This window comes from Streptomyces sp. CB03238 (assembly GCF_002099185.1).
Taxonomy (GTDB): domain Bacteria; phylum Actinomycetota; class Actinomycetes; order Streptomycetales; family Streptomycetaceae; genus Streptomyces.
Map to the genome: position 1 here is coordinate 1 of NZ_NBCN01000040.1, position 20,172 is coordinate 20,172.

20 protein-coding genes and 2 pseudogenes are annotated in these 20,172 nt (G+C 71.9%); 15 read left to right on the forward strand and 7 right to left on the reverse strand.

Annotated features, from left to right (window positions below):
* A pseudogene (locus BKD26_RS40965) lies at positions 1-277 on the forward strand (hypothetical protein); the annotation flags it as partial.
* 278 nt (positions 278-555) lie between these two features.
* On the opposite strand, the gene BKD26_RS37155 reads toward BKD26_RS40965, so the two are convergent.
* A complete protein-coding gene (locus tag BKD26_RS37155) occupies positions 556-1,245 on the reverse strand; it encodes a histidine phosphatase family protein (protein ID WP_084907426.1) in 690 nt (229 codons plus the stop codon).
* A complete protein-coding gene (gene hemL / locus BKD26_RS37160) occupies positions 1,242-2,549 on the reverse strand; it encodes a glutamate-1-semialdehyde 2,1-aminomutase (protein ID WP_084907428.1) in 1,308 nt (435 codons plus the stop codon). Before hemL ends, BKD26_RS37155 begins: the two co-directional genes overlap by 4 nt.
* A 302-nt stretch (positions 2,550-2,851) precedes the next feature.
* Between hemL and BKD26_RS37165 the strand changes: the two genes are divergently transcribed.
* From BKD26_RS37165 to BKD26_RS37180, 4 genes are all read left to right on the forward strand, one after another.
* On the forward strand, positions 2,852-3,439 hold the full coding sequence (locus BKD26_RS37165; protein ID WP_073753226.1) for a hypothetical protein: 588 nt from the start codon (positions 2,852-2,854) through the stop codon (positions 3,437-3,439).
* Positions 3,440-3,443: 4 nt separating this feature from the next.
* Positions 3,444-3,983, forward strand: coding sequence for a GNAT family protein (locus tag BKD26_RS37170; protein ID WP_084907431.1), 540 nt, complete (start codon positions 3,444-3,446; stop codon positions 3,981-3,983).
* Between the two features lie 86 nt (positions 3,984-4,069).
* A complete protein-coding gene (locus BKD26_RS37175) occupies positions 4,070-4,810 on the forward strand; it encodes a phosphodiesterase (RefSeq protein WP_084907433.1) in 741 nt (246 codons plus the stop codon).
* A gap of 152 nt (positions 4,811-4,962) precedes the next feature.
* Positions 4,963-5,697, forward strand: coding sequence for a Mut7-C RNAse domain-containing protein (locus BKD26_RS37180; RefSeq protein ID WP_084907493.1), 735 nt, complete (start codon positions 4,963-4,965; stop codon positions 5,695-5,697).
* Positions 5,698-5,741: 44 nt separating this feature from the next.
* On the opposite strand, the gene BKD26_RS37185 is transcribed toward BKD26_RS37180, so the two are convergent.
* Positions 5,742-6,302 carry a TetR family transcriptional regulator gene (locus tag BKD26_RS37185; protein ID WP_084907435.1) on the reverse strand — a complete coding sequence of 187 codons (561 nt, stop codon included), beginning with the start codon at positions 6,300-6,302 and terminating at the stop codon, positions 5,742-5,744.
* A 116-nt stretch (positions 6,303-6,418) separates the two neighbouring features.
* Between BKD26_RS37185 and BKD26_RS37190 the strand changes: the two genes are divergently transcribed.
* Entirely contained in the window at positions 6,419-7,840 is a 1,422-nt protein-coding gene (locus BKD26_RS37190) for an FAD-dependent monooxygenase (RefSeq protein WP_084907437.1), read from the forward strand.
* Positions 7,841-7,923: 83 nt separating this feature from the next.
* Here BKD26_RS37190 and BKD26_RS37195 read toward each other — a convergent pair whose 3' ends face one another.
* Positions 7,924-8,409 carry a hypothetical protein gene (locus BKD26_RS37195; protein WP_084907439.1) on the reverse strand — a complete coding sequence of 162 codons (486 nt, stop codon included), beginning with the start codon at positions 8,407-8,409 and terminating at the stop codon, positions 7,924-7,926.
* A 122-nt stretch (positions 8,410-8,531) separates the two neighbouring features.
* Here BKD26_RS37195 and BKD26_RS37200 point away from each other — a divergent pair, with 122 nt between their 5' ends.
* Positions 8,532-9,323 (forward strand): SDR family NAD(P)-dependent oxidoreductase, encoded by a 792-nt coding sequence (locus BKD26_RS37200; RefSeq protein WP_084907441.1) that lies wholly within the window; start codon positions 8,532-8,534, stop codon positions 9,321-9,323.
* 86 nt (positions 9,324-9,409) lie between these two features.
* On the forward strand, positions 9,410-10,210 hold the full coding sequence (locus tag BKD26_RS37205) for an LAGLIDADG family homing endonuclease (RefSeq protein WP_084907443.1): 801 nt from the start codon (positions 9,410-9,412) through the stop codon (positions 10,208-10,210).
* 27 nt (positions 10,211-10,237) lie between these two features.
* Here the strand turns inward: BKD26_RS37205 and BKD26_RS37210 are convergent.
* Positions 10,238-10,447, reverse strand: a pseudogene (locus tag BKD26_RS37210) (RtcB family protein); the annotation flags it as partial.
* Positions 10,448-10,645: 198 nt separating this feature from the next.
* Here BKD26_RS37210 and BKD26_RS37215 point away from each other — a divergent pair.
* From BKD26_RS37215 to BKD26_RS37225, 3 genes are all read left to right on the forward strand, one after another.
* Positions 10,646-11,479, forward strand: a complete 834-nt coding sequence (locus tag BKD26_RS37215) for a hypothetical protein (protein WP_084907444.1) — start codon at positions 10,646-10,648, stop codon at positions 11,477-11,479.
* Positions 11,480-11,608: 129 nt separating this feature from the next.
* Complete coding sequence (locus tag BKD26_RS37220) at positions 11,609-12,334, forward strand: DUF3558 domain-containing protein (RefSeq protein WP_084907446.1); 726 nt, start codon at positions 11,609-11,611, stop codon at positions 12,332-12,334.
* Positions 12,335-12,461: 127 nt separating this feature from the next.
* Entirely contained in the window at positions 12,462-13,751 is a 1,290-nt protein-coding gene (locus BKD26_RS37225) for a DUF2637 domain-containing protein (RefSeq protein ID WP_084907495.1), read from the forward strand.
* A 16-nt stretch (positions 13,752-13,767) separates the two neighbouring features.
* Here the strand turns inward: BKD26_RS37225 and BKD26_RS37230 are convergent, their stop codons facing one another.
* Both BKD26_RS37230 and lysS read right to left on the reverse strand, forming a co-directional pair.
* Complete coding sequence (locus BKD26_RS37230) at positions 13,768-13,971, reverse strand: hypothetical protein (protein WP_084907448.1); 204 nt, start codon at positions 13,969-13,971, stop codon at positions 13,768-13,770.
* A 134-nt stretch (positions 13,972-14,105) separates the two neighbouring features.
* On the reverse strand, positions 14,106-15,848 hold the full coding sequence (lysS, locus tag BKD26_RS37235; RefSeq protein WP_084907450.1) for a lysine--tRNA ligase: 1,743 nt from the start codon (positions 15,846-15,848) through the stop codon (positions 14,106-14,108).
* A 172-nt stretch (positions 15,849-16,020) separates the two neighbouring features.
* Between lysS and argS the strand changes: the two genes are divergently transcribed.
* The 4 genes from argS (at position 16,021) to BKD26_RS37255 (ending at position 20,151) form a co-directional block, all read left to right on the forward strand.
* Positions 16,021-17,778, forward strand: a complete 1,758-nt coding sequence (argS, locus tag BKD26_RS37240; protein ID WP_084907452.1) for an arginine--tRNA ligase — start codon at positions 16,021-16,023, stop codon at positions 17,776-17,778.
* Between the two features lie 180 nt (positions 17,779-17,958).
* Positions 17,959-18,738, forward strand: a complete 780-nt coding sequence (locus tag BKD26_RS37245; protein ID WP_084907454.1) for a hypothetical protein — start codon at positions 17,959-17,961, stop codon at positions 18,736-18,738.
* Between the two features lie 39 nt (positions 18,739-18,777).
* Entirely contained in the window at positions 18,778-19,503 is a 726-nt protein-coding gene (locus BKD26_RS37250) for a DUF4253 domain-containing protein (protein WP_084907456.1), read from the forward strand.
* Positions 19,504-19,608: 105 nt separating this feature from the next.
* Positions 19,609-20,151, forward strand: coding sequence for a hypothetical protein (locus BKD26_RS37255; RefSeq protein WP_084907458.1), 543 nt, complete (start codon positions 19,609-19,611; stop codon positions 20,149-20,151).
* The last annotated feature ends 21 nt before the right edge of the window (positions 20,152-20,172 follow it).

A 20,172-nucleotide genomic window follows, 5' to 3' on the forward strand; every position in this document is an offset into this window, starting at 1 on the left:
GCTGCGGGCGCGGGCGATGCGGGCGGGCGGGGGCTGCGAGCCCGAGGCCGACGCGGGCGCGGCAAGCCCGGGGCGGGACGGGGTCCGCTCGCCGCGACCGGGACCGAAGGTTGGGGGTGGCCGCGCGGGCGGGGGCGAGCGCCGTGGCGTGGCGCTGCAGGCTCGGGGCGGGCTGCGGGCCCGGGCGCTGCGGGCGCGGCTGCGGGCTGCGGGCTGCGGGCTGCGGGCCCGAGGCTGCCGACGCGAGGCTGCCGACGCGAGCGCGGGGCAAGCCTAGGGGGACGGGGTCCGGTCGCCGCGAGCGCGGCCGAAGGCCGGGGGTGGGCCGCGCGCCACAGCCGGGCACCGCTGGCCCGTGCACTGCGGGGCCCGAGGCCCGGCGCGGGCACGGGCAAGCCCGGGGCGGGACGGGGCCCGCTCGCCGCGGCCGGGACCGAAGGTTGGGGGTGGCCGCGCGGGGGGGGCGAGCGCCGTGGCGTGGCGGTGCCGGCGCCAGGCCCGCCCCGGGCGCCGGCCGGCCCACGTGGGGGCGGCGGCGCCCGGTGGGGGCGTGGGTCAGGCGCCGAAGGCCTTGGACTTGCCCTTCGCCGGCTTGGCACCGGCCAGCAGGTGCGGCGGGACGAGGTCGCGGGCGGGCTCGCTGTAACCGACCGAGACGATCTTGTCGCCCTGGTAGGTGAACGTGGTGAGGGACGCGAGCGTGCACTGCCGGCGGCGCGGGTCGTGCCACAGCCGCCGCCGCTCGACGAAGCTCCGGACGATCCAGATCGGCAGCTGGTGGCTGACGCACACCGCCTCATGGCCGCGTGCCGCGTCCCGCGCCGCGTTCAGGGCGCCCATCATCCGGACGACCTGGTCGATGTACGGCTCGCCCCAGGACGGCCGGAACGGGTTGGTCAGGTGCCGCCAGTTGGCCGGCCGGCGCAGCGCGCCGTCGCCCACGCCGAACGTCTTGCCCTCGAAGACGTTGCCCGCCTCGATCAGCCGCTCGTCGGTGGCGAGGTCCAGACCGTGCGACTTGGCGATCGGCTGGGCGGTCTCCTGAGCGCGCTCCAGCGGTGAGGAAACGACGTAGCTGACGTCCCGGCCCGCCAGGTGCTCGGCGACCCGGTCGGCCATCTGCCGGCCGAGCTCGGACAGGTGGTAGCCCGCCCGGCGCCCGTACAGGATCCCGTCCGGGTTGTGCACCTCACCGTGGCGCATCAGGTGGACGACGGTGATCTCGTCGTTGCCGGAGGTGCTCATGCCGTGGCCTCCGCGGCGGCGCGGGCGGCGGCCGGCAGCGCGGCGGCGATGCGCTCGATCGCGCGCTCGTCGTGCGCCGTGGAAACGAACCACGACTCGTACGCGGACGGCGGCAGGTAGACCCCCTGCGCCAGCATCGAGTGGAAGAACGCGGTGAAGCGGAACGCCTCCTGCTTCTTCGCGTCGTCGTAGTTCACGACCTCGGCGTCGGTGAAGAAGACCGAGAACATGTTGCTCGCCGTCTGGAGGCGGTGCGCCACGCCCTCCTTGGCCAGCGCCTGGGTCACCAGGCCCTGGATCTCGCGCGAGACGGCGTCCACCTTCTCGTACGCCGCGTCGTCGAGCAGCCGCAGCTGCGCCAGGCCGGCGGCGGTGGCGACCGGGTTCCCGGACAGGGTGCCCGCCTGGTAGACGGGGCCGGCCGGGGCCAGGTGGGCCATCACGTCGGCGCGGCCGCCGAACGCGGCGGCCGGGAAGCCACCGCCCATGACCTTGCCGAAGGTCATCAGGTCGGGCGCGACGCCGTCGACGCCGTACCAGCCGGCCTTCGACGTACGGAAGCCGGTCATGACCTCGTCGGAGATGTACAGGGCGCCGTTCGTGGCGCAGATCTCCTTCAGACCGGCGTTGAAGCCGTCGCGGGGCGGGACCACACCCATGTTGCCGGGCGACGCCTCGGTGATCACACAGGCGATCTCGCCGGGGTGCGCGGCGAACGCCTGGCGTACGGCGTCGAGGTCGTTGTACGGCAGGACGATCGTGTCGCCCGCCTGGGCGCCGGTGACGCCGGGCGTGTCGGGCAACCCGAAGGTGGCGACGCCGGAGCCGGCGGCGGCCAGCAGCGCGTCCACGTGCCCGTGGTAGCAGCCGGCGAACTTGATCACCTTCGCGCGGCCGGTGAAGCCGCGGGCGAGGCGGATCGCGGACATCGTCGCCTCGGTGCCGGACGACACCAGACGTACCTGCTCGACGGGCTCGATCCGGGCCACGATCTCCTCGGCGAGCGCGACCTCGCCCTCCCCGGGCGTACCGAAGGAGGTGCCACGGGAGACGGCCTCCTGGACGGCGGCGATCACCTCGGGGTGCGCGTGGCCGAGGATCATCGGCCCCCACGAGCAGACGAGATCGACGTACTCACGCCCGTCCGCGTCCGTGAGGTACGGACCCGTACCGGACACCATGAACCGGGGCGTACCGCCCACGGCCCGGAAGGCCCGTACGGGAGAGTTCACGCCGCCGGGCGTCACGAGGGACGCGCGGTCGAAAAGCGTCTGTGAGACTGGGGCTTCGTATGAATACGGCACGTTGGTCCTGACCTGCGAGAACGAGTTGACGGCAGCAATGCTCGGGCATGGCGGCCGGCGCGAAGGAGTGGGCCTTCCTTGAACGGCCTGCCTGCCCGCGACGTTGTTTACGACGAGGCGCCGGACCTCCGGGTCTGCGAAACTGGGGCGTCATAGGGAATGCTCACGGAATCCATGGTGTCAGAGGCCCGGACGTTCTTGCGGACAGGTGTTTCACCGCACGTCCGCGGGGGAGGTCACTGTCACGATGATCGGGTTGCGCGGCGGGGGCTGTGTTACCTAAAAAGCAGTCGGGTGGAGATATGCATCGCGGTGGCGGACTGGGCGAGGGGACCGACGACCTGGGACCCGAGCCTGCCCGGCGGGGGAAGCACCGGCGCGAGCAGGACAAAGCCTCGCAGGACAGAGCCTCCTTGGGGCCGATGGGCGGCGGAAGCGGGGGTGGCCGGGGCATGGGGGTGACGTACAAGTACTTCGGCGCGCCCAATGGTGCGACCGCCGCCCGCGTACCGATCTCGATGCGGCCCGAGGAATTGGGCGGCGACGAACTCGGTATGGGCGGCATGTTCACCAAGATCAAACCGGAGACCATAGCCGCGATGGTGCTCACCGGCATCCAGGGCATGCCCCTGCACAAGGTGCCGCCGCTGGAGCTGGTGGTGCTGCACCCCGACTACGCGGTGGTGAAGCTGCCGATGACGGTGGTCGACCCGCTGCGCGGCATCGGCGAGGAATCGGTGGGCGCGGCGGCGTTCATCTGGTCGACGGTCCCCGACCGTGGCGGGCCGCGGGACGCGTTCAACGTGTACCAGCTGCTGCACGAGTGGCAGGACTTCTCGGTGCGGCTGCACGAGGCGGGGCATCAGCCGTACTGCCTGGTGTGGCCCTGAGCACATGGGCAGCGGAGTGTCGCCGGTACGGCTCGAGGCGTGGTCGGAGCGGGACTTCGACCTGCTGCGGGCGGTCAACGCGCCCGCGTTGATGGCCCACCTGGGCGGGCCGGAGACGGCGGAGCAGCTGGTCAAGCGGCACCAGCGGTACGTGGACCTGAGCGCGGACCGCACGGGGGCCGGGCGAATGTTCCGGATCGTGCTGGAGCCGGAGGGCGTCCCGGTGGGCGTGATCGGCTTCTGGGAGCAGACCTGGGACGGGACGCGGGTGTACGAGACCGGGTGGACGGTTCTGGGCGGCTTCCAGGGGCGGGGCGTCGCGACGGCGGCGACGGTGGCCGTGGCGGAGCGGGCCCGGGCGGCGCGCAAGCACCGGTATCTGCACGCGTTCCCGGCCGTGGACAACGGCCCGTCGAACGCGGTGTGCCGGAAGGCGGGGTTCGAGCTGCTCGGTGAGCGGGACTTCGAGTACCCGCCGGGGCACCTGCTGCGGAGCAACGACTGGCGGCTGGACCTGGAAGCGGCCGGTCCAGGCTCGCGCTAACGGCTTAGGCTCAGGCAACCATTAGGCGCTGTTCGGCGCGCCAGCGCTGCCCGGCGCCTGGGTGCCGGCCGACGGAGGGGGCTCCCTTGCTGCTGGCTCACATCAGCGACCTGCATCTCGACGGCACCGAGCGCGTGACGGAGCGGACGGCCCGCGTCGTCGCGTACCTGAACGGGCTCACCCGGCGGCCGGACGCGGTGCTGGTCGCGGGTGACATCGCGGAGCACGGCACCCCCGGGGAGTACGCGGAGGCGGCGCGGCTGCTGGACGCCCTGGACGCGCCCGTGTTCACCTGCCCCGGCAACCACGACGACCGCGCCGCGTACCGCAAGGTGCTGCTGGGCGAGCCGGAGACCACCGGGCCGGTCAACCGGCTGCACCACGTGGCCGGGCACGCGCTGCTGCTCTGCGACTCGACGATCCCGGGCGAGGACGCGGGCCTCCTCGACGACGAAACGCTCGACTGGCTGGCGCGCGCGCTCGACGAGCTGGGCGACACCCCGGCGATCCCGGCGTTCCACCACCCGCCCGCGCTGCTCCACCACCCGTACGTCGACTCCATGACCCTGACGAACGCGGACCGGCTCGCCGAGGTGCTGGAGGGGCGGCCCACCGTCCCGGCCGTCCTCACCGGCCACGCGCACACACCGGCGGCCACGACGTTCGCGGGACGCCCGCTCCTGGTGGCGCCGGGTGTCGTGTCGACGCTGCGCCTGCCGTGGGAGAGCGGCGAGGGCCTGACGGACCGGGTGGCCCCGCCCGGGGTGGCGTTCCATGTGGTGGAAGGGGACGGGCGGGTGACGACGCACTTCAGGGTCGTGCCGTAGACGTACCCCGGGCGCCCCCGCCCGCAGGCGCCCCCGCCCGCAGGCGGCCCGACCCACGGGCGGCCCTGCCCACCGGCGGCCCCTCCCGCAGGCGCCCCCGCTCCGGCGAAATGATCTGGCTGGCCCGGCGGGCCCGGTGGCATGCTGGCGACGTGAACGGACCGGAGATCCACATCAGCTTCGCGCCCGGCCTTGGCCTCTTCGTCGCCGCCCCGCGCCGCGCCGGGCGTTCCGTCGTGGTCACCGACGGGGCGTCCACGCTCGGCCACGTCGTCGAGTCGCTCGGCGTGCCCCTCACGGAGGCGGGCCTGCTGCTGGTCGACGGCCGCCCGGTCACGCCCGCGCACATCCCGGCCGCGGGCGAGCACGTCCAGGTGCTCGGCATCGAGCGCCCGCAGCCGGTGCCGGGCGCGCCGCTCAGGTTCCTGCTGGACGTTCACCTCGGGACGCTGGCGCGGCGGTTGCGGCTGCTCGGCGTCGACGCGGCGTACGAGAGCGAGGACATCGGCGACGCGGCGCTGGCCACGTGGTCGGCGAAGGAACGGCGCGTGATGCTCTCGCGCGACCGGGGGCTGCTGCGGCGCCGCGAGCTGTGGGCCGGGGCGTACGTCTACAGCGACCGGCCGGACGACCAACTGCGGGACGTGCTGGAACGGTTCGCCCCGCCACTGGCGCCGTGGACGCGGTGCACGGCCTGCAACGGCCCGCTGGCGGACGCCGACAAGGACGCGGTGCGCGACCAGTTGGAGCAGGGCACGCAGCGCACGTACGACGTCTTCGCGAGGTGCACCGAGTGCGGCCGGGTGTACTGGCGCGGCGCGCACCACTCCCGCCTGGAGGCCATCGTCGAGGACGCGCTGCGCGAATTCGGCGACGCGGCCGCCTAGAGGCCCTGTCCGGCCGCCCGCCGGTCAATGCCGGTCAATGCCGGTCAAGGCCGGTCGGCGGTCAGATACCGCTGGATCGTGGGGCTGAGCCAGGCGATCACCTCCTCGCGCGACATGTCGACGGCGGGCGGCAGCCGCAGCACGTACCGGGCCAGCGCCATGCCGAGTATCTGCGAGGCGGCGAGGGCGGCGCGGCGTGGGGCGTCGGCCGGGTCGGGGCAGACGCCGGCCGCTATCGGGCCCAGCTGCGCCTTGAAGACCGCGCGCATGCGCTCGGCGCCCGCGGCGTTGGTGACGCCGACCCGCAGCACGCCGGTCAGCACGTCGTCTTGCTCCCAGCGGTCGAGGAAGTGCGCGACGAGGACGGCGCCGATGTGCTGTGCGGGCTGCGCTCCGAGCGGGGGGAGGCGCAGGTCGATCTCGGAGGCGGCGGCGAAGAGCCCCTCCTTGTTGCCGTAGTACCGCATCACCATCGACGGGTCGATCCCCGCGTCGCGCGCGATGGCGCGGATGGTGGCGCGCTCGTAGCCATCGGCGGCGAACCGCTCCCGGGCCGCCTCGAGGATGGCGGCGCGGGTGGTGTCGGAGCGGCGGGGGGTCGTCATGCCAACAACTGTAGGCCAACAACCGTTGACACGCCAGAGCCGACGGGTCTACCGTTGCCAACAAGCGTTGACCAACAGATGTTGACCCATCCACCGTTGGCACCCAGGAGGCAGCCATGAACGGCACGGCCGGCACGGAGTTCGACGTCATCGTGGTGGGCGCGGGGCCCACCGGACTGCTGCTCGCCGGCGACCTCGCCGCCGCGGGCGTGAACGTCACGGTCGTCGAGCGCCGACCGCACGAGATCAGCAACATGACGCGCGCGTTCGGCGTCCACGCCCGCACCCTGGAACTGCTCGACGCCCGGGACCTGGCGGACGAGCTGGTCCACAAGGGCACCCCCGTCACCCGGCTGCGGTTCTTCCGCAAGCTGTCGCTCGACCTGTCCCGCCTCCACTCCCGCTTCCCCTTCCTGCTCATCACCCCGCAGTACGAGGTCGAGCGCCTGCTGGAGCGGCGCGCCGTCGCCGCGGGCGTCGACTTCAGGTACGGAACGGAGCTGCGCGCCCTGCACCAGGACGACGGCACGGTGACCGCCGAGGTCACCGGCGCGGACGGGACGCCGGGCACACTGCGGGCCCGCTACCTCGTCGGCACCGATGGCCACCGCAGCGCCGTGCGCCGCGAGCTGGGCCTGCCGTTCCCCGGCGGCGCGGTCATCCGCTCCATCGTGCTCGCCGACGTCCGCCTCGCCGAGGAACCCGGCGAGCTGCTCACGGTCAACGGCACCGGGGAGACGTTCGCCTTCATCGCGCCCTTCGGCGACGGCTGGTACCGGGTCATGGGCTGGAACCGCCACCGCCAGGTCCCCGACAGCGAGCCGGTCGGCCTCGACGAGGTGCGGGAGATCGCCCGGCTCGCCCTCGGCTCGGACTACGGCATGCACGACGCCCGCTGGATCTCCCGCTTCCACAGCGACGAGCGCCAGGTCCCCGCCTACCGGACGGGCCGCGTCTTCCTCGCCGGGGACGCGGCGCACGTCCACTCCCCGGCCGGCGGCCAGGGTATGAACACCGGCCTCCAGGACGCCGCTAACCTCTCCTGGAAGCTCGCCTCCGTCCTGCGCGGTGAAGCCCCCGACCCCGAGGCCCTGCTCGACAGCTACCACGCCGAGCGGCACCCCGTCGGCACGATGGTGCTGCGCAGCAGCGGCGCCCTGGTCCGCCTCGCCATGGCCCGCAACCCCTTCGAGCGCACGGCCCGCGCTCTCGGCGCCGCCTTCCTGAACGCGGTCCGTCCCGCGGCCACCAAGGCGATGGGCATGATCAGCGGCATCGGCATCGCCTACCGCGCCGAGCGCGGCGCCCACCCCCTGGCGGGCCGGCGCGCCCCGGACCTGGCGCTCACCGAGGGGCGGCTGTACGAACTGCTCCGCAAGGGCCAGTTCGTCCTCGTCGCCCCGCAAGGCGCCGCCCCCCAAGCGCCCGGAGTCCCCCTGCCCGGGCGGGTCATACGGGCGAGCTGGGCGAACAGCGCCCGCCAGGACACCGTCCTGGTCCGCCCCGACGGCTACATCGCCTGGGCGGCCGAGGCCTGACCCCCACCACACGCCGCCGCCCGCGCGGAACGCTGCTCCGCAGACCTGCCGGTAATCAGCTGGTTCCCCCGGCACCGCCGACGTCAGAAGACGTACGGGTCCCCCGTGGCCAGCACCAGCACCCGGTGGTCGTTGTCGGCCGGGTTCCGATCCGCCGCGCCGCCGTTCCACACGGTGGCCACCCGCGCCGTCAGCTCCTGCGGCGCGCCGGCCGTCCGCAGGCTGAGCGCCGTCTCGTGCCGCGTGCCGTCCGCCCGCAACGGCCCGGTGGAGCACAGCACCTCCCGCTCGCCGCCCCACACGCAGCCGGCCGGCAGGGCGTGGCCGGCGGCGAGCGGGACCGAGAAGGCCAGCCGCACGGTCGTGTCGTCGAGCCCCGACGGCCCGTGGTTCTCACTCAGCAGGACGACATCGAGCCGCCCGTCCCAGAGCGTCACATGGCCGTGGTGCGCCACATCCGCCTCGGGTCCGGCCATCCCGTCACCGACCGCCCCGGCAGCCCCACCCACACCCACCACCGTCGCCACGGCGACGGACACCACCAGCAGAGCCCTGCACATCGCAACCATGTCCGGAACATACCGATATGACCGGTCGCTATGCGTCTCCCCCGCCGCTCCGGAGGGATCTTCGTGGCCGCCTATGCTGGCCGCGTACCGGCCGTTCGATCACCCGCGCGAGGAGTACCGCCATGACCGCCGCCACCCCCGCCGGCTCCCCCGCCACCCCCGCCGCCCCCGTCGCCGTCGTCACCGGAGCGAGCAGCGGTATCGGCGCCGCCACGGCACGCCGGCTCGCCGAGGCGGGCCACCATGTCGTGCTCACCGCCCGCCGCAAGGACCGTATCGAGGCCCTCGCCGCCGAGCTCACCGCCGCCGGCCACCGGGCCACGGCGTACGCCCTCGACGTCACCGACCGCCCGGCCGTCGACGCCTTCGCGGCCGGCCTGGAGCGTTGCGACGTGCTGGTCAACAACGCGGGCGGCGCCCTCGGCGCGGACCCCGTCGCCACCGGCGACCCCGCCGACTGGCGCCGGATGTACGAGGTCAACGTGATCGGCACGCTCCACATGACCCAGGCCCTGCTGCCCGCCCTCACCGCGAGCGGCGCCGGCACGGTGGTCGTCGTCTCCTCCACCGCCGCCCACGCCACCTACGAGGGCGGCGCCGGCTACGTCGCCGCCAAGAACGGCGCCCGCGTCCTGGCCGAGACCCTCCGCCTGGAAATCCTCGGCACCCCGGTCCGCGTGATCGAGATCGCCCCCGGCCTGGTCAAGACCGACGAGTTCGCCACGACCCGCTTCCGCGGCGACACCGAGAAGGCGGCCAAGGTCTACGCGGGCGTCCCCGACCCCCTCAGCGCCGATGACGTCGCCGACACCATCAGCTGGGCGGTCGCCCGCCCCGCCCACGTCAACATCGACCTGCTGGTGGTGCGCCCCCGCGCCCAGGCCTCCAACACCAAGGTCCACCGCGAGACGTGACGACCACCAAGCCACGAGCTCACCAGTTCGAGTGACACAACACCGTTCCAGCACCGCAACCCACTGCCGTCTTCGAGTATTCGTTCATGACGTTCATGAACCTCACAGACCCCAACTACGCCTACATGTTCGGCTTCTTGCAGGCGGACGGTCATCTCACGAGCGGACCGGGCCGCAAGGGCCAGCTCTCGGTGGAGATCAACTATCGCGACGCCCACATCCTCACCGAATTCCAGCAGTTGACCCCATACAACAGCTCGATCAGCGAGCGCACTCGGGCCACCAACTTCTCGGAGTCCCATCGCAGTGCGACGTGGAGGCTGTGGTCGTTCGAAGCGCGCGAGACACTCATTGAGCTCGGACTCCCCAGTGGCCCGAAATCACGGCGCATCACTCCTCCCCGCGTATCCTTCTCTCGAGCGGACTACCTGCGCGGCATCATCGACGCCGACGGCTCCGTCGGTTTCACAGCCGACGGCCTCCCGTTCGTGAGCCTCACAACAAGCAGCACAGCCATTGCCGCCTATCTGTGCCATTACGTGAAGCGCGCCCTTGGTATCCAGCGCCTGGCAGGGCGGAACGCAAGGGACAACGTCTACAACGTGATGTACGCCCGCGAGGCAGCCGTCGCCGTAGCGCAGCACCTCTACCCTCCAGAGGGGCTTGCCCTCGTTCGAAAGCGGGCCGCCGCCGACGAGGTCGCCACGTGGATTCGGCCGGAACACATGGGTTCGGCCCGCTCACGCCGGACGTGGACTCCCATGGAGGACCGCGTTCTACTCGAAGCGCCAAACCTCAGCGAAGCAGCCAGCCAACTTGCTCGGTCCTACCGCTCGTGCCAGATCCGACGCTGGCGGTTGCTGCAACGCCCCGCATCACCCTCTTGAAGCCGTGCAAACAGCAGGACACGTCTCGTCGTGCATGCCGCGCCCGACCGGAATGGCCTGCTCGATCTTCGAGCGCAGCCGCGACAGGTCGCCGGGCAGGTCGTTCGCCGCGTCTTCACCGCCGACATGTCGCAGCCGATGTCCACCCCGACCGCCGCCGGGCAGACCGCTCCACCGTCGAAGGATCGGTCCACATCCGGATCGGGACCTCGCCCCCGGCACCTCTACATACGACATAGTTCCCAATCCCCCTGAAAAGCCTGAAAGCGCAAAAACCGGCTCCAAGGTCCGCGAAAGAGACGGCGGACCGGCATCGACGGCGGCGCGTGCGATACACATTGTGTCCATCGACCGGCGACGAGCGGCAACCCGTTTTCGCCGCACCGGCCGCGCCGGCCGTACCGACCGGCACCAGAGCGAAAGGAGCCCGGGACCGTGCAGCGAAGGGCGTACGTACCCGGTGTGGCCGCACTCCTCGCGGCGCTCACCGTCGGCGTCACCGGCCTCGCCGGGTGCAGCGCCGGCTCCGGACCCGACGGCGCCACCACCGACTCCAAGGCGGGCGGCCCCGCGGACACCGCCGTCCAGCCGGGCAAGTACCGCACGCTCCTGGAGCCCTGCGGCTCCGTCCAGCGCTCCACGCTCAAGGACCTCCTCCCCGGCGCCGCCCAGCTGCCCGAGGAACAGCGCGAGCGGGTCTACCGCGGCACCCCCTCCGCCACGTACGACACCGACCGCCGCGCCGGCTGCAGCTGGAAGACCGACGGCCCGGACGCCTCCCACCAGCTGACCCTCGACTTCGAGCGTGTCGTGTCCTACGACCCCACCGTCAGTGACGACGACCGCGCCCAGCAGGTCTACGCGGAGAAGGAAACCGCCGCCGGCCTGCCCTCCCAGGGCCCCGCCCCCGCCGCCGGCACGGCCCAGCAGGCGCCGCCCGCCACCGGCCCCACCGCGAATCCCACCGCGAAGGCGACCACCCCCTCCGCCACCACCACCCCCACCGGGAGCGCCGGCACCCCCGAGGGCCTGGAACCGCGCGTGCTGGCCGACCTCGCCGACGCGGCGTTCCTCGACGACGTCCTCACCCGCGCCGGTTCGACCGCCCAGCACCGCACCGTGAGCGTGGTGTTCCGCACATCGAACGTCATCGTGACCATCCGGTACGGCGAGCAGCCCGCCCGCGTCACCGAGGTGCCGGACAGCAAGGAACTGCAGGAAAAGGCCCAGGGTCTGGCCCGTAACCTCGCCGAGCGGTTCGAGGAGTAGCCACCCCGGGGCCGTCCCGGGACGCCCCCGGGCCGGGCCCGGGACACCGCCGGGACGCCCCCGCGGACGTACCGACTCGGGCTACCGTGTCCGGACCGCCGGACCGTACGACAAGCGACTGAAGGAACCATGCACCGATCAGCCCCGCGACTCACCCGCATACTCGCCTGCGCAGCCGTACCGGTGATGCTCGTCGTCGCCGGCTGCTCGTCGGACTCCGACAGCAAGAGCGACGCGGCCGCGCAGTCGCCGTCCACCGCCTCCTCGCCGCAGGCCGCCGTGAAGCCCAAGCCGACCGTCGCGCCCGCGAAGTACACCCAGCTGCCCGAAGCCTGCAAGGCGATCACCGGGAAGACCATCGAGGACCTGGTGCCGGAGGTGAAGAACGAGAAGGGCACGCCAGGCAAGTCCAGCGACACCGCCAGCCGCGGCAGCTGCGCCTGGAACGGCCTGGACGACAACGGCGTCAAGGGCTCGCAGTACCGCTGGCTCGACATCTCCCTCCTCCGGTACGACTCCGACCCCTCGCTCGGCAGCGCCGAGCAGCGCGCGCAGGAGAACTACACCAAGGAGGTCGCCAAGGTGAAGGCGACCGAGGGCGCCACCAGCGTCAAGACCTCCCCCGCGGCGGGCGTCGGCAATGAGGCGACGGCCCTCAGCTACGGCTTGAAGAAGACCGACGAGGACTTCAAGTACGCGGCGATCGTGACCCGTACGGAGAACGTGCTCATCACCGTCTCCTACAACGGCGCGGGCTACGCCGGTGCCAAGACCCCGACCCCCTCGGACCTGATGGAGGACGCGGTCAAGGCCTCCAAGGAGGCGGTGGCCGCGGTCGCGGCGGCCAACAAGTAGCAACAGGCGGCAACCACCTGGCACATACATGCGGAGCCCGGACCTCCCCCGAGGACCGGGCTCCGCACACGTGTGCCAGGCTTTGCCCGCCAGACTCGTCAACGGGAGGGGATCGCGGGTGGCCGCGATGCAGCTGACACGCACGCACCGCATACTCATCGGCGTCGTCATCACCGGTGCGGTGATCATTGCCGGAATCGGTTTCGCCGGCTCGTACGCGGCGGTGCGCGAGCTCGCCGAGAAGAAGGGCTTCGGCGACTTCTCGATCGTCTTCCCCATCGGCATCGACGCCGGCATCTGTGTGCTGCTGGCCCTCGACCTGCTGCTGACCTGGCTGCGCATCCCCTTCCCGCTGCTGCGCCAGACGGCCTGGCTGCTGACCGCCGCGACGATCGCGTTCAACGGCGCGGCGTCCTGGCCCGACCCGCTCGGCGTGGGCATGCACGCGGTGATCCCGGTCCTGTTCGTGGTCGCGGTGGAGGCCGCGCGGCACGCCATCGGCCGGATCGCCGACATCACGGCCGACAAGCACATGGAGGGCGTACGCCTCACCCGGTGGCTGCTCTCGCCCGTACCCACCTTCCGGCTCTGGCGCCGGATGAAGCTGTGGGAGCTGCGCTCGTACGAGCAGGTCATCAAGCTCGAACAGGACCGGCTGATCTACCAGGCGCGCCTCCAGGCCCGCTTCGGCCGCGCGTGGCGCCGCAAGGCCCCGGTGGAGGCGCTGATGCCGCTGCGGCTGGCGAAGTACGGGGTGCCGCTCGCCGAGACGGCCCCGGCGGGCCTTGCGGCGGCGGGCATCGAGCCGGTGCTGCTGCCGCCGAACCCGGTGCGGCTGGAGAAGGCGGTGCCCGAGCTGGAGCTGCCCCAGGGCGAGGCCCACCAGCACGGGACGCCCGACGACCGGGACCAGCCCGTAGCCCACGCCCACCCGCAGCCCCAGCCGGAGCCCCAGCCCCAGCCCGGAAACCGGCCCGAGCCCGACCCCGAGCCGCACCCCGAGTCCCAGCTCCCCGGCAACCACGTCAGCCCCTGGTTCGCCGCCCCCCAGCTGCCCCAGGACGCCTACGAGCGCGCCTACGCCCCCACCTACGTCGAGGGCCTGGAGCCCACCCCGGTCCGCGTCCCGCCGGGCCCCGACGGCGGCGACGAGCCGACGCCCGCCGAGACCTCCGGGCCGGCCGAGACCGCCGAGCTCGCCGACCCGGACGCCGAGGAGTTCAGCCGCCTCGCGTACCCGGTGTTCAAGCAGTACGTCGACGAGAACAACGACTGGCCGAGCGTGGACGTCATCGACATCCACCTCGCCGACGGCTACGGCATCCGCCACCCGCTCAGCGCGGTCCTGCTGCGCCGCCTGCTGCCCGAGTTCAAGAACCGCTACCAGGCGGAGCTCGCCGCCGAGCACATCGCGTAACCGCCCGCCACGGGGCTCAGCGCCTGCCGCGGACCTTCGCCGTCTCCCCGTACACGGCGAGGACCGCGCCGAGCACCGCGATCACGGCGTACCCGGCCGTCGGGATCTCCCACCACTTGTGGAGCAGGCCCCAGGGCCCGTCCCCGAAGGTCCGTCCGGCGACGCCCAGCGCGCCCTGTATGCCGGTGACCCACCCGATGACTGCCACGATCTCCCTCATGGCTCCACGCTCTCGCGCCCCGCGCCCGCGATCGTCCTGCGCCGGACGGAGACCCGGGTCATCCGAAGGATGCAGAAACGCCGGGAGGGCCCTCACCCCCGGGTGAGAGCCCTCCGGCCGGCAAGCGGCGCGGATTACGCGCCGAGCAGCTTGCGCACCCGGTCCGCGCCCACCGCCAGCAGCAGCGTGGGCAGCCGCGGCCCGGTGTCCCGGCTGACGAGCAGCCGGTACAGCAGGGCGAAGAAGGTGCGCTGGGCGACCTTCAGCTCCGGCGTCGGCTTGGCCTCCGGGTCGAGCCCGGCCATCACCTTCGGCACGCCGTAGACGAGCGTGGTCAGCCCGTCCAGCGACCAGTGGCTGTCCAGGCCCTCCAGCAGCAGCCGCAGCGACTCGCGCCCCTCCTCGTCCAGCGAACCGAGCAGCTCGGTGTCCGGCTCGGAGCGGACGATGGTGCGCTGCTCCGCCGGAACCTGGGTGGAGATCCAGTTCTCGGCGCGGTCCAGCCGCGGCCGCGCCTCGTCGAGCGAGGTCAGCGGGTCGGCCGGGTCGAGCTCGCTGAGGATGCGCAGCGTCTGCTCGTCGTGCCCGGCGGTGATGTCCACGACCGAGGCGAGCGTGCGGTACGGCAGCGGGCGCGGCGTACGCGGCAGCTCACCGGCCGCCGTGCGCACCGCGCGGGAGTGGGCGGCGGCGTCGGCCGGCAGCACGCTGCCGTCGGCGACCTTGGCCTCGAGCTTGTCCCACTCGTCGTACAGCCGCTGGATCTCCTGGTCGAAGGCGATCTTGAAGGCCTGGTTGGGCTTGCGGCGGGCGTAGAGCCAGCGCAGCAGCGGCGCCTCCATGATCTGCAGCGCGTCGGCCGGGGTCGGCACACCGCCCTTGGAGGACGACATCTTCGCCATGCCCGAGATGCCCACGAACGCGTACATGGGCCCGATCGGCTGGACGCCGTCGAAGACCTCGCGCACGATCTGCCCGCCCACGACGAACGACGACCCGGGCGACGAATGGTCGACACCGCTCGGCTCGAAGATGACCCCTTCGTACGCCCAGCGCATCGGCCAGTCGACCTTCCAGACCAGCTTGCCCCGGTTGAACTCGCTCAGCTTCACCGTCTCGGAGAAGCCGCAGGCGCAGCTGTAGGCAAGCTCCGTCGACTCGTCGTCGTAGGAGGTGACGGTGGTCAGGTCCTTGCCGCACTGCCCGCAGTACGGCTTGTACGGGAAGTAGCCCCCGGCGCCGCCGGAGCCGTCGTCCTCGCTCGCCGCGCCGGAGCCCTCCTCGGCCACCAGCTCGGCCTCGTCGACCGGCTTCTGCTGCTGCTTCTTCGGCTTGCCGGTCGCCTTGTCCTTCGTCCGGTACCGGTCGAGGATCGCGTCGATCGTCCCCCGGTGCCGCATCGCGTGCAGGATCTGCTCGCGGTAGACCCCGGACGTGTACTGCTCGGTCTGGCTGATGCCGTCGTACTCGACGCCCAGCTCGGCCAGCGACTCGATCATCCCGGCCTTGAAGTGCTCCGCCCAGTTCGGGTACGGGGAGCCGTCCGGGGCGGGGACCGAGGTCAGCGGCTTGCCGATGTGCTCCTCCCACGAGCCGTCCACACCGGGGATGCCCACCGGCACCTTGCGGTACCGGTCGTAGTCGTCCCAGGAGATCAGGTGGCGCACCTCGTGCCCCCGCCGCCGGATCTCGTCGGCGACCAGGTGCGGGGTCATGACCTCGCGGAGGTTGCCCAGGTGGATCGGGCCCGACGGCGACAGGCCGGAGGCGACGACGACCGGTTTCCCAGGCGCACGTCGCTCCGATTCGGCGATGACCTCGTCCGCGAAACGGGAGACCCAGTCGGTCTCGGTGCTGCTCTGAGCCACGATCGGCACGTCCTTGATTCCTTGGGGTTCTCGAAGGCTGGCGTAAGACATTCTCCCAGACGGAACAACGTCCCCCGAGGTTGTCCACAGGCCGGGCAAAGCCCCGACAAAGAGCTTGCGGACCCATGGGACACTTGACAACCGGAATAGGCATTCACCACCACGACAGGAACGGAAGCTCATGGCCTCGGTCCCTTCCCTCGCTTCGACCGTGCAGCAGCGCCTCGCGGACGCCCTGACGGCAGCCCTGCCGGAGGCCGGCTCCGCCGACCCGCTGCTGCGACGAAGCGACCGGGCCGACTTCCAGGCCAACGGCATCCTGGCGCTGGCGAAGAAGCTCAAGGGGAACCCGCGCGAGCTGGCGACCAAGGTCGTCGAGGCCATCCCGGCCAATGACGTCCTCAAGGACATCGAGGTCTCCGGCCCCGGCTTCCTCAACATCACCATCACCGACAAGGCGATCACCGAGACCCTCGCCGCCCGCGCCGCCGACGAGCGCCTCGGCGTTCCGTACGCGTCGGGCGCCGGCACCACGGTCATCGACTACGCCCAGCCGAACGTGGCGAAGGAGATGCACGTCGGGCACCTCCGCTCCGCCGTCATCGGCGACGCCATGGTCAAGATCATGGAGTTCGCGGGCGAGAAGGTGATCCGCCGCCACCACATCGGCGACTGGGGCACCCAGTTCGGCATGCTCATCCAGTACCTGATCGAGCACCCGCACGAGCTGGACCACAAGGACGCGCACGTCTCCGGCGAGGAGGCGATGTCCAACCTCAACCGCCTCTACAAGGCGGCCCGGGCGCACTTCGACTCCGACGAGGAGTTCAAGGCGCGCTCGCGCGACCGTGTGGTGGCCCTCCAGTCGGGCGACGAGGAGACGCTCGCGCTGTGGCAGCGGTTCGTCGACGAGTCGAAGATCTACTTCTACTCGGTCTTCAACAAGCTGGACATGGAGATCAACGACCCGGACGTGGTCGGCGAGTCCGGCTACAACGACATGCTCGACGAGACGTGCCGCCTGCTGGAGGAGTCCGGTGTCGCGGTCCGCTCGGAGGGTGCCCTGTGCGTGTTCTTCGACGACGTGAAGGGCCCGGACGGCAACCCGGTCCCGCTGATCGTCAAGAAGTCCAACGGCGGCTACGGCTACGCGGCCACCGACCTGTCCGCGATCCGCGACCGTGTCCAGAACCTGGGCGCGGACACCCTGGTGTACGTGGTGGACGCCCGCCAGTCGCTCCACTTCAAGATGGTCTTCGAAACCGCCCGCCGCGCGGGCTGGCTCAACGACCAGGTCCACGCCGTCCAGCTCGCCTTCGGCACGGTCCTCGGCAAGGACGGCAAGCCGTTCAAGACCCGTGAGGGCGAGACGGTCCGGCTGGTCGACCTGCTGGACGAGGCGATCGACCGGGCGGCGGCCGTGGTCCGCGAGAAGGCCCAGGACCTGACCGAGGACGAGATCGCCGAGCGGGCCGCCCAGGTCGGCATCGGCGCGATCAAGTACGCCGACCTGTCCACGTCCGCGTCCCGGGACTACAAGTTCGACCTGGACCAGATGGTGTCGCTCAACGGCGACACGTCCGTCTACCTCCAGTACGCGTACGCCCGTATCAAGTCGATCATCCGCAAGGCCGGCGACTCCAAGCCGGCCGCCCACCCGGACATCGCCCTCGCCCCGGCCGAGCGCGCGCTGGGCCTGCACCTGGACCAGTTCGCCGAGACGCTGGCCGAGGTGGCGACCACGTACGAGCCGCACAAGCTGGCCGCGTACCTGTACCAGCTGGCGTCGCACCTGACGAAGTTCTACGACCAGTGCCCGGTCCTCAAGGCGGACACCCCCGAACAGGTCGAAAACCGCCTCTTCCTCATCGACCTGACCGCCCGCACGCTCCACCAGGGCATGGCCCTCCTCGGCATCCGTACGCCCGAGCGCCTCTGACCCGCACCCGACCACGAAGAGGGGGGCGTGCCGCATCCGGCACGCCCCCCTCTTCCGTTGCGGTGAGCGGTTCCGGCCACCTGTGACCCGCCTGCGCCCATGCGCCCCCCGTTGCGCCCGCCGCCGGGGGCGCGGGGCGGGACAGGATGCCAGCGCTGACCCGTCCGGCAGGAGGAACCGATGCACGGCATGACCAGCTTCGAGGACATCTACGACCGCCCCGACCCGCGCGCCTACTTCGCCCGGCTGGCGCCGCTGTCGTACGAGATCCCCCACCACGCCCAGGCCGTCTTCCGCCGCACCCTCGCCGAACGCGCCGAGCCCGGCCTCACCGTCCTCGACCTGTGCTGCTCGTACGGCATCAACGCCGCCCTGCTCAACCACGACCTGACCCTCGCCGACCTGTACGCCCACTACACGAGCCCAGAGGTCCGGCGCCTGACGAGCGCCGAACTCATCGAACGGGACAAGGACTTCTACGCCGCCAGGCGCCGCCCCGACGCCGTACGCGTCGTCGGCCTCGACATCGCCCAGGGCGCCCTCGACTACGCCCGCGCGGTCGGCATCCTCGACGGCGTCCACGCCGTCAACCTCGAAGAGCACGCCCCCACCCCCGCGCTGACGACCACGATGGCCGACGTCGGTCTCATCACCCTCACCGGCGGCGCCAGTTTCCTCAGCCGCCGCACCTTCGCCGCGCTGCTCGAATGCGCACGGCGCCCGGTCTGGGTGAGCGCCTTCGTCCTGCGGACGACGACCTACGCGCCCATCGCGTCCTGCCTCGCGGGCTTCGGCCTCACCACCCGCACGGACCCGGAACGCACCTATCCCCAACGCGTGTTCACGGGGCCGCAGGAGCGGCGTGCCGCCATCTCCGCCGTACGTCTCGCGGGCCTGGACCCCACGGGCTGGGAGGCGGACGGCCGCTACCACGCCGCCCTGTACGAGTCGCGTCCCTGAGCCGACTCGATTGTCAGTGGCGGCACTTAAGGTCGTTCCATGGTCATCAACCCGAACGCGCTGGGCCTGGACCTGCCGCCCGGCACCATGCGCGTCCAGCCCTCGCTCTGGTACGCGGACGAGCCCGCCACGCCCGACACCTGGGCACGTCTCCTGCCCGCCCGGGAAGCCGCCGGAATGCAGCCGTTGCTGCTCACCGAGACCCAGTACTTCCGCCCGAGCCAGGTGGCCGACCCCGACGACCACGACCCGGCCGCGACGCTGGCCGACCTGTGGGACGAACTGGCCCAAGAGGAGGACGCCGGCACCCTCACGCCCTTCTCCGCCACGTGGCCCGGCCTCGCACCGGCCTCCGACGGGGCCACCGACCCGGACGCCACAGCCGCCCACATCACGACCGAACTCCTTCACGACGACGACTGGTTGAAGGGCGCCCGCGGCGCACTGGTCCCGGCCCGCCGCAGCGCCGACATCCCTGCCGTCCTCGGCTGGTCCGGCGCCACGGCCCACACCGACGCCGTCCACCTCTCCACCGTCCTCCGCTCCTGGGAGGACCGGTTCGGCATACGGGTCGTGGGCCTGGGCGCCGACCTCCTCACCGTCTCCGTCGCGGCGCCGCCCCGCACCATGGCCGACGCCCTCGCCGTGGCGGCGGAGCACTACGCGTTCTGCCCCGACAACCTCTGGGACGGCTACGACACGCTCCGCGCCTACGCCGCCGAGGAGGTGCTCGACCGCCACGACTGGACGTTCTGGTGGGACTGACCGGCGCGCGGTGTCATCCGGGCCCGGCCCACAGGGAGTTGGAAGGAGTGGAGAGGCGCCACTTCCCCAGTTCGCCCCTGCTGATCCACAAGGAGTCACACATCCATGACCCGGATGAAGAAGTACGCGGTCGCCGTATCCGTGGCGGCCGCGCTGGTGGGAACACCGACCGTGGCGTACGCGGCGGCCGCACCCGTGGAGAAGACGTCCGAGCAGCACACCTCATCGATACGCGTGGTGGCACCGGGCGAACGCGTCAAGGCCGCACCCGGAGTGGAACTGTGGCTCACCGAGGAGGGCAAGCACTGGTCCACCCGCGACGGCGGTGAGAACTTCCGCAGCGTCGTCGACGGCAACCTGGACATGTCCAGGCCGGGCATCAGCCACCAGTCGGAATCCGACGGCCGGCACACCTTCCACTCCGGCGTCTACTACGGCACCAAGGACGCCACCCGCGTCACGCTCACCGACAAGGCCGGCAGAACCACCACCGCCGCCCTCGTGGAACTCCCCGGCAAGCCGGGCTGGGGCGCCTGGTACGTCACCACACGGGCCCACACGGCGGGCAGCCACACCATCACCCTCCACGACAACGCGGGCACGGTCCTCGCCGAACTGCCCGGCCACGACTTCTCCGACGCGTCCTGATCTCCGTTCCGATCCTGGTGG

What these genes read in the sequence shown, in the direction of transcription:
- argS (WP_084907452.1), top strand. Translation starts at nt 16,021, where the DNA reads ATGGCCTCGGTCCCTTCCCTCGCTTCGACCGTGCAGCAGCGCCTCGCG.
- BKD26_RS37155 (WP_084907426.1), bottom strand. Translation starts at nt 1,245, where the DNA reads ATGAGCACCTCCGGCAACGACGAGATCACCGTCGTCCACCTGATGCGC.
- BKD26_RS37185 (WP_084907435.1), bottom strand. Translation starts at nt 6,302, where the DNA reads ATGACGACCCCCCGCCGCTCCGACACCACCCGCGCCGCCATCCTCGAG.
- BKD26_RS37195 (WP_084907439.1), bottom strand. Translation starts at nt 8,409, where the DNA reads ATGGTTGCGATGTGCAGGGCTCTGCTGGTGGTGTCCGTCGCCGTGGCG.
- BKD26_RS37220 (WP_084907446.1), top strand. Translation starts at nt 11,609, where the DNA reads ATGCACCGATCAGCCCCGCGACTCACCCGCATACTCGCCTGCGCAGCC.
- BKD26_RS37165 (WP_073753226.1), top strand. Translation starts at nt 2,852, where the DNA reads ATGCATCGCGGTGGCGGACTGGGCGAGGGGACCGACGACCTGGGACCC.
- BKD26_RS37245 (WP_084907454.1), top strand. Translation starts at nt 17,959, where the DNA reads ATGCACGGCATGACCAGCTTCGAGGACATCTACGACCGCCCCGACCCG.
- BKD26_RS37250 (WP_084907456.1), top strand. Translation starts at nt 18,778, where the DNA reads ATGGTCATCAACCCGAACGCGCTGGGCCTGGACCTGCCGCCCGGCACC.
- BKD26_RS37255 (WP_084907458.1), top strand. Translation starts at nt 19,609, where the DNA reads ATGACCCGGATGAAGAAGTACGCGGTCGCCGTATCCGTGGCGGCCGCG.
- BKD26_RS37190 (WP_084907437.1), top strand. Translation starts at nt 6,419, where the DNA reads ATGAACGGCACGGCCGGCACGGAGTTCGACGTCATCGTGGTGGGCGCG.
- BKD26_RS37225 (WP_084907495.1), top strand. Translation starts at nt 12,462, where the DNA reads ATGCAGCTGACACGCACGCACCGCATACTCATCGGCGTCGTCATCACC.
- BKD26_RS37205 (WP_084907443.1), top strand. Translation starts at nt 9,410, where the DNA reads ATGACGTTCATGAACCTCACAGACCCCAACTACGCCTACATGTTCGGC.
- BKD26_RS37200 (WP_084907441.1), top strand. Translation starts at nt 8,532, where the DNA reads ATGACCGCCGCCACCCCCGCCGGCTCCCCCGCCACCCCCGCCGCCCCC.
- BKD26_RS37230 (WP_084907448.1), bottom strand. Translation starts at nt 13,971, where the DNA reads ATGAGGGAGATCGTGGCAGTCATCGGGTGGGTCACCGGCATACAGGGC.
- BKD26_RS37170 (WP_084907431.1), top strand. Translation starts at nt 3,444, where the DNA reads ATGGGCAGCGGAGTGTCGCCGGTACGGCTCGAGGCGTGGTCGGAGCGG.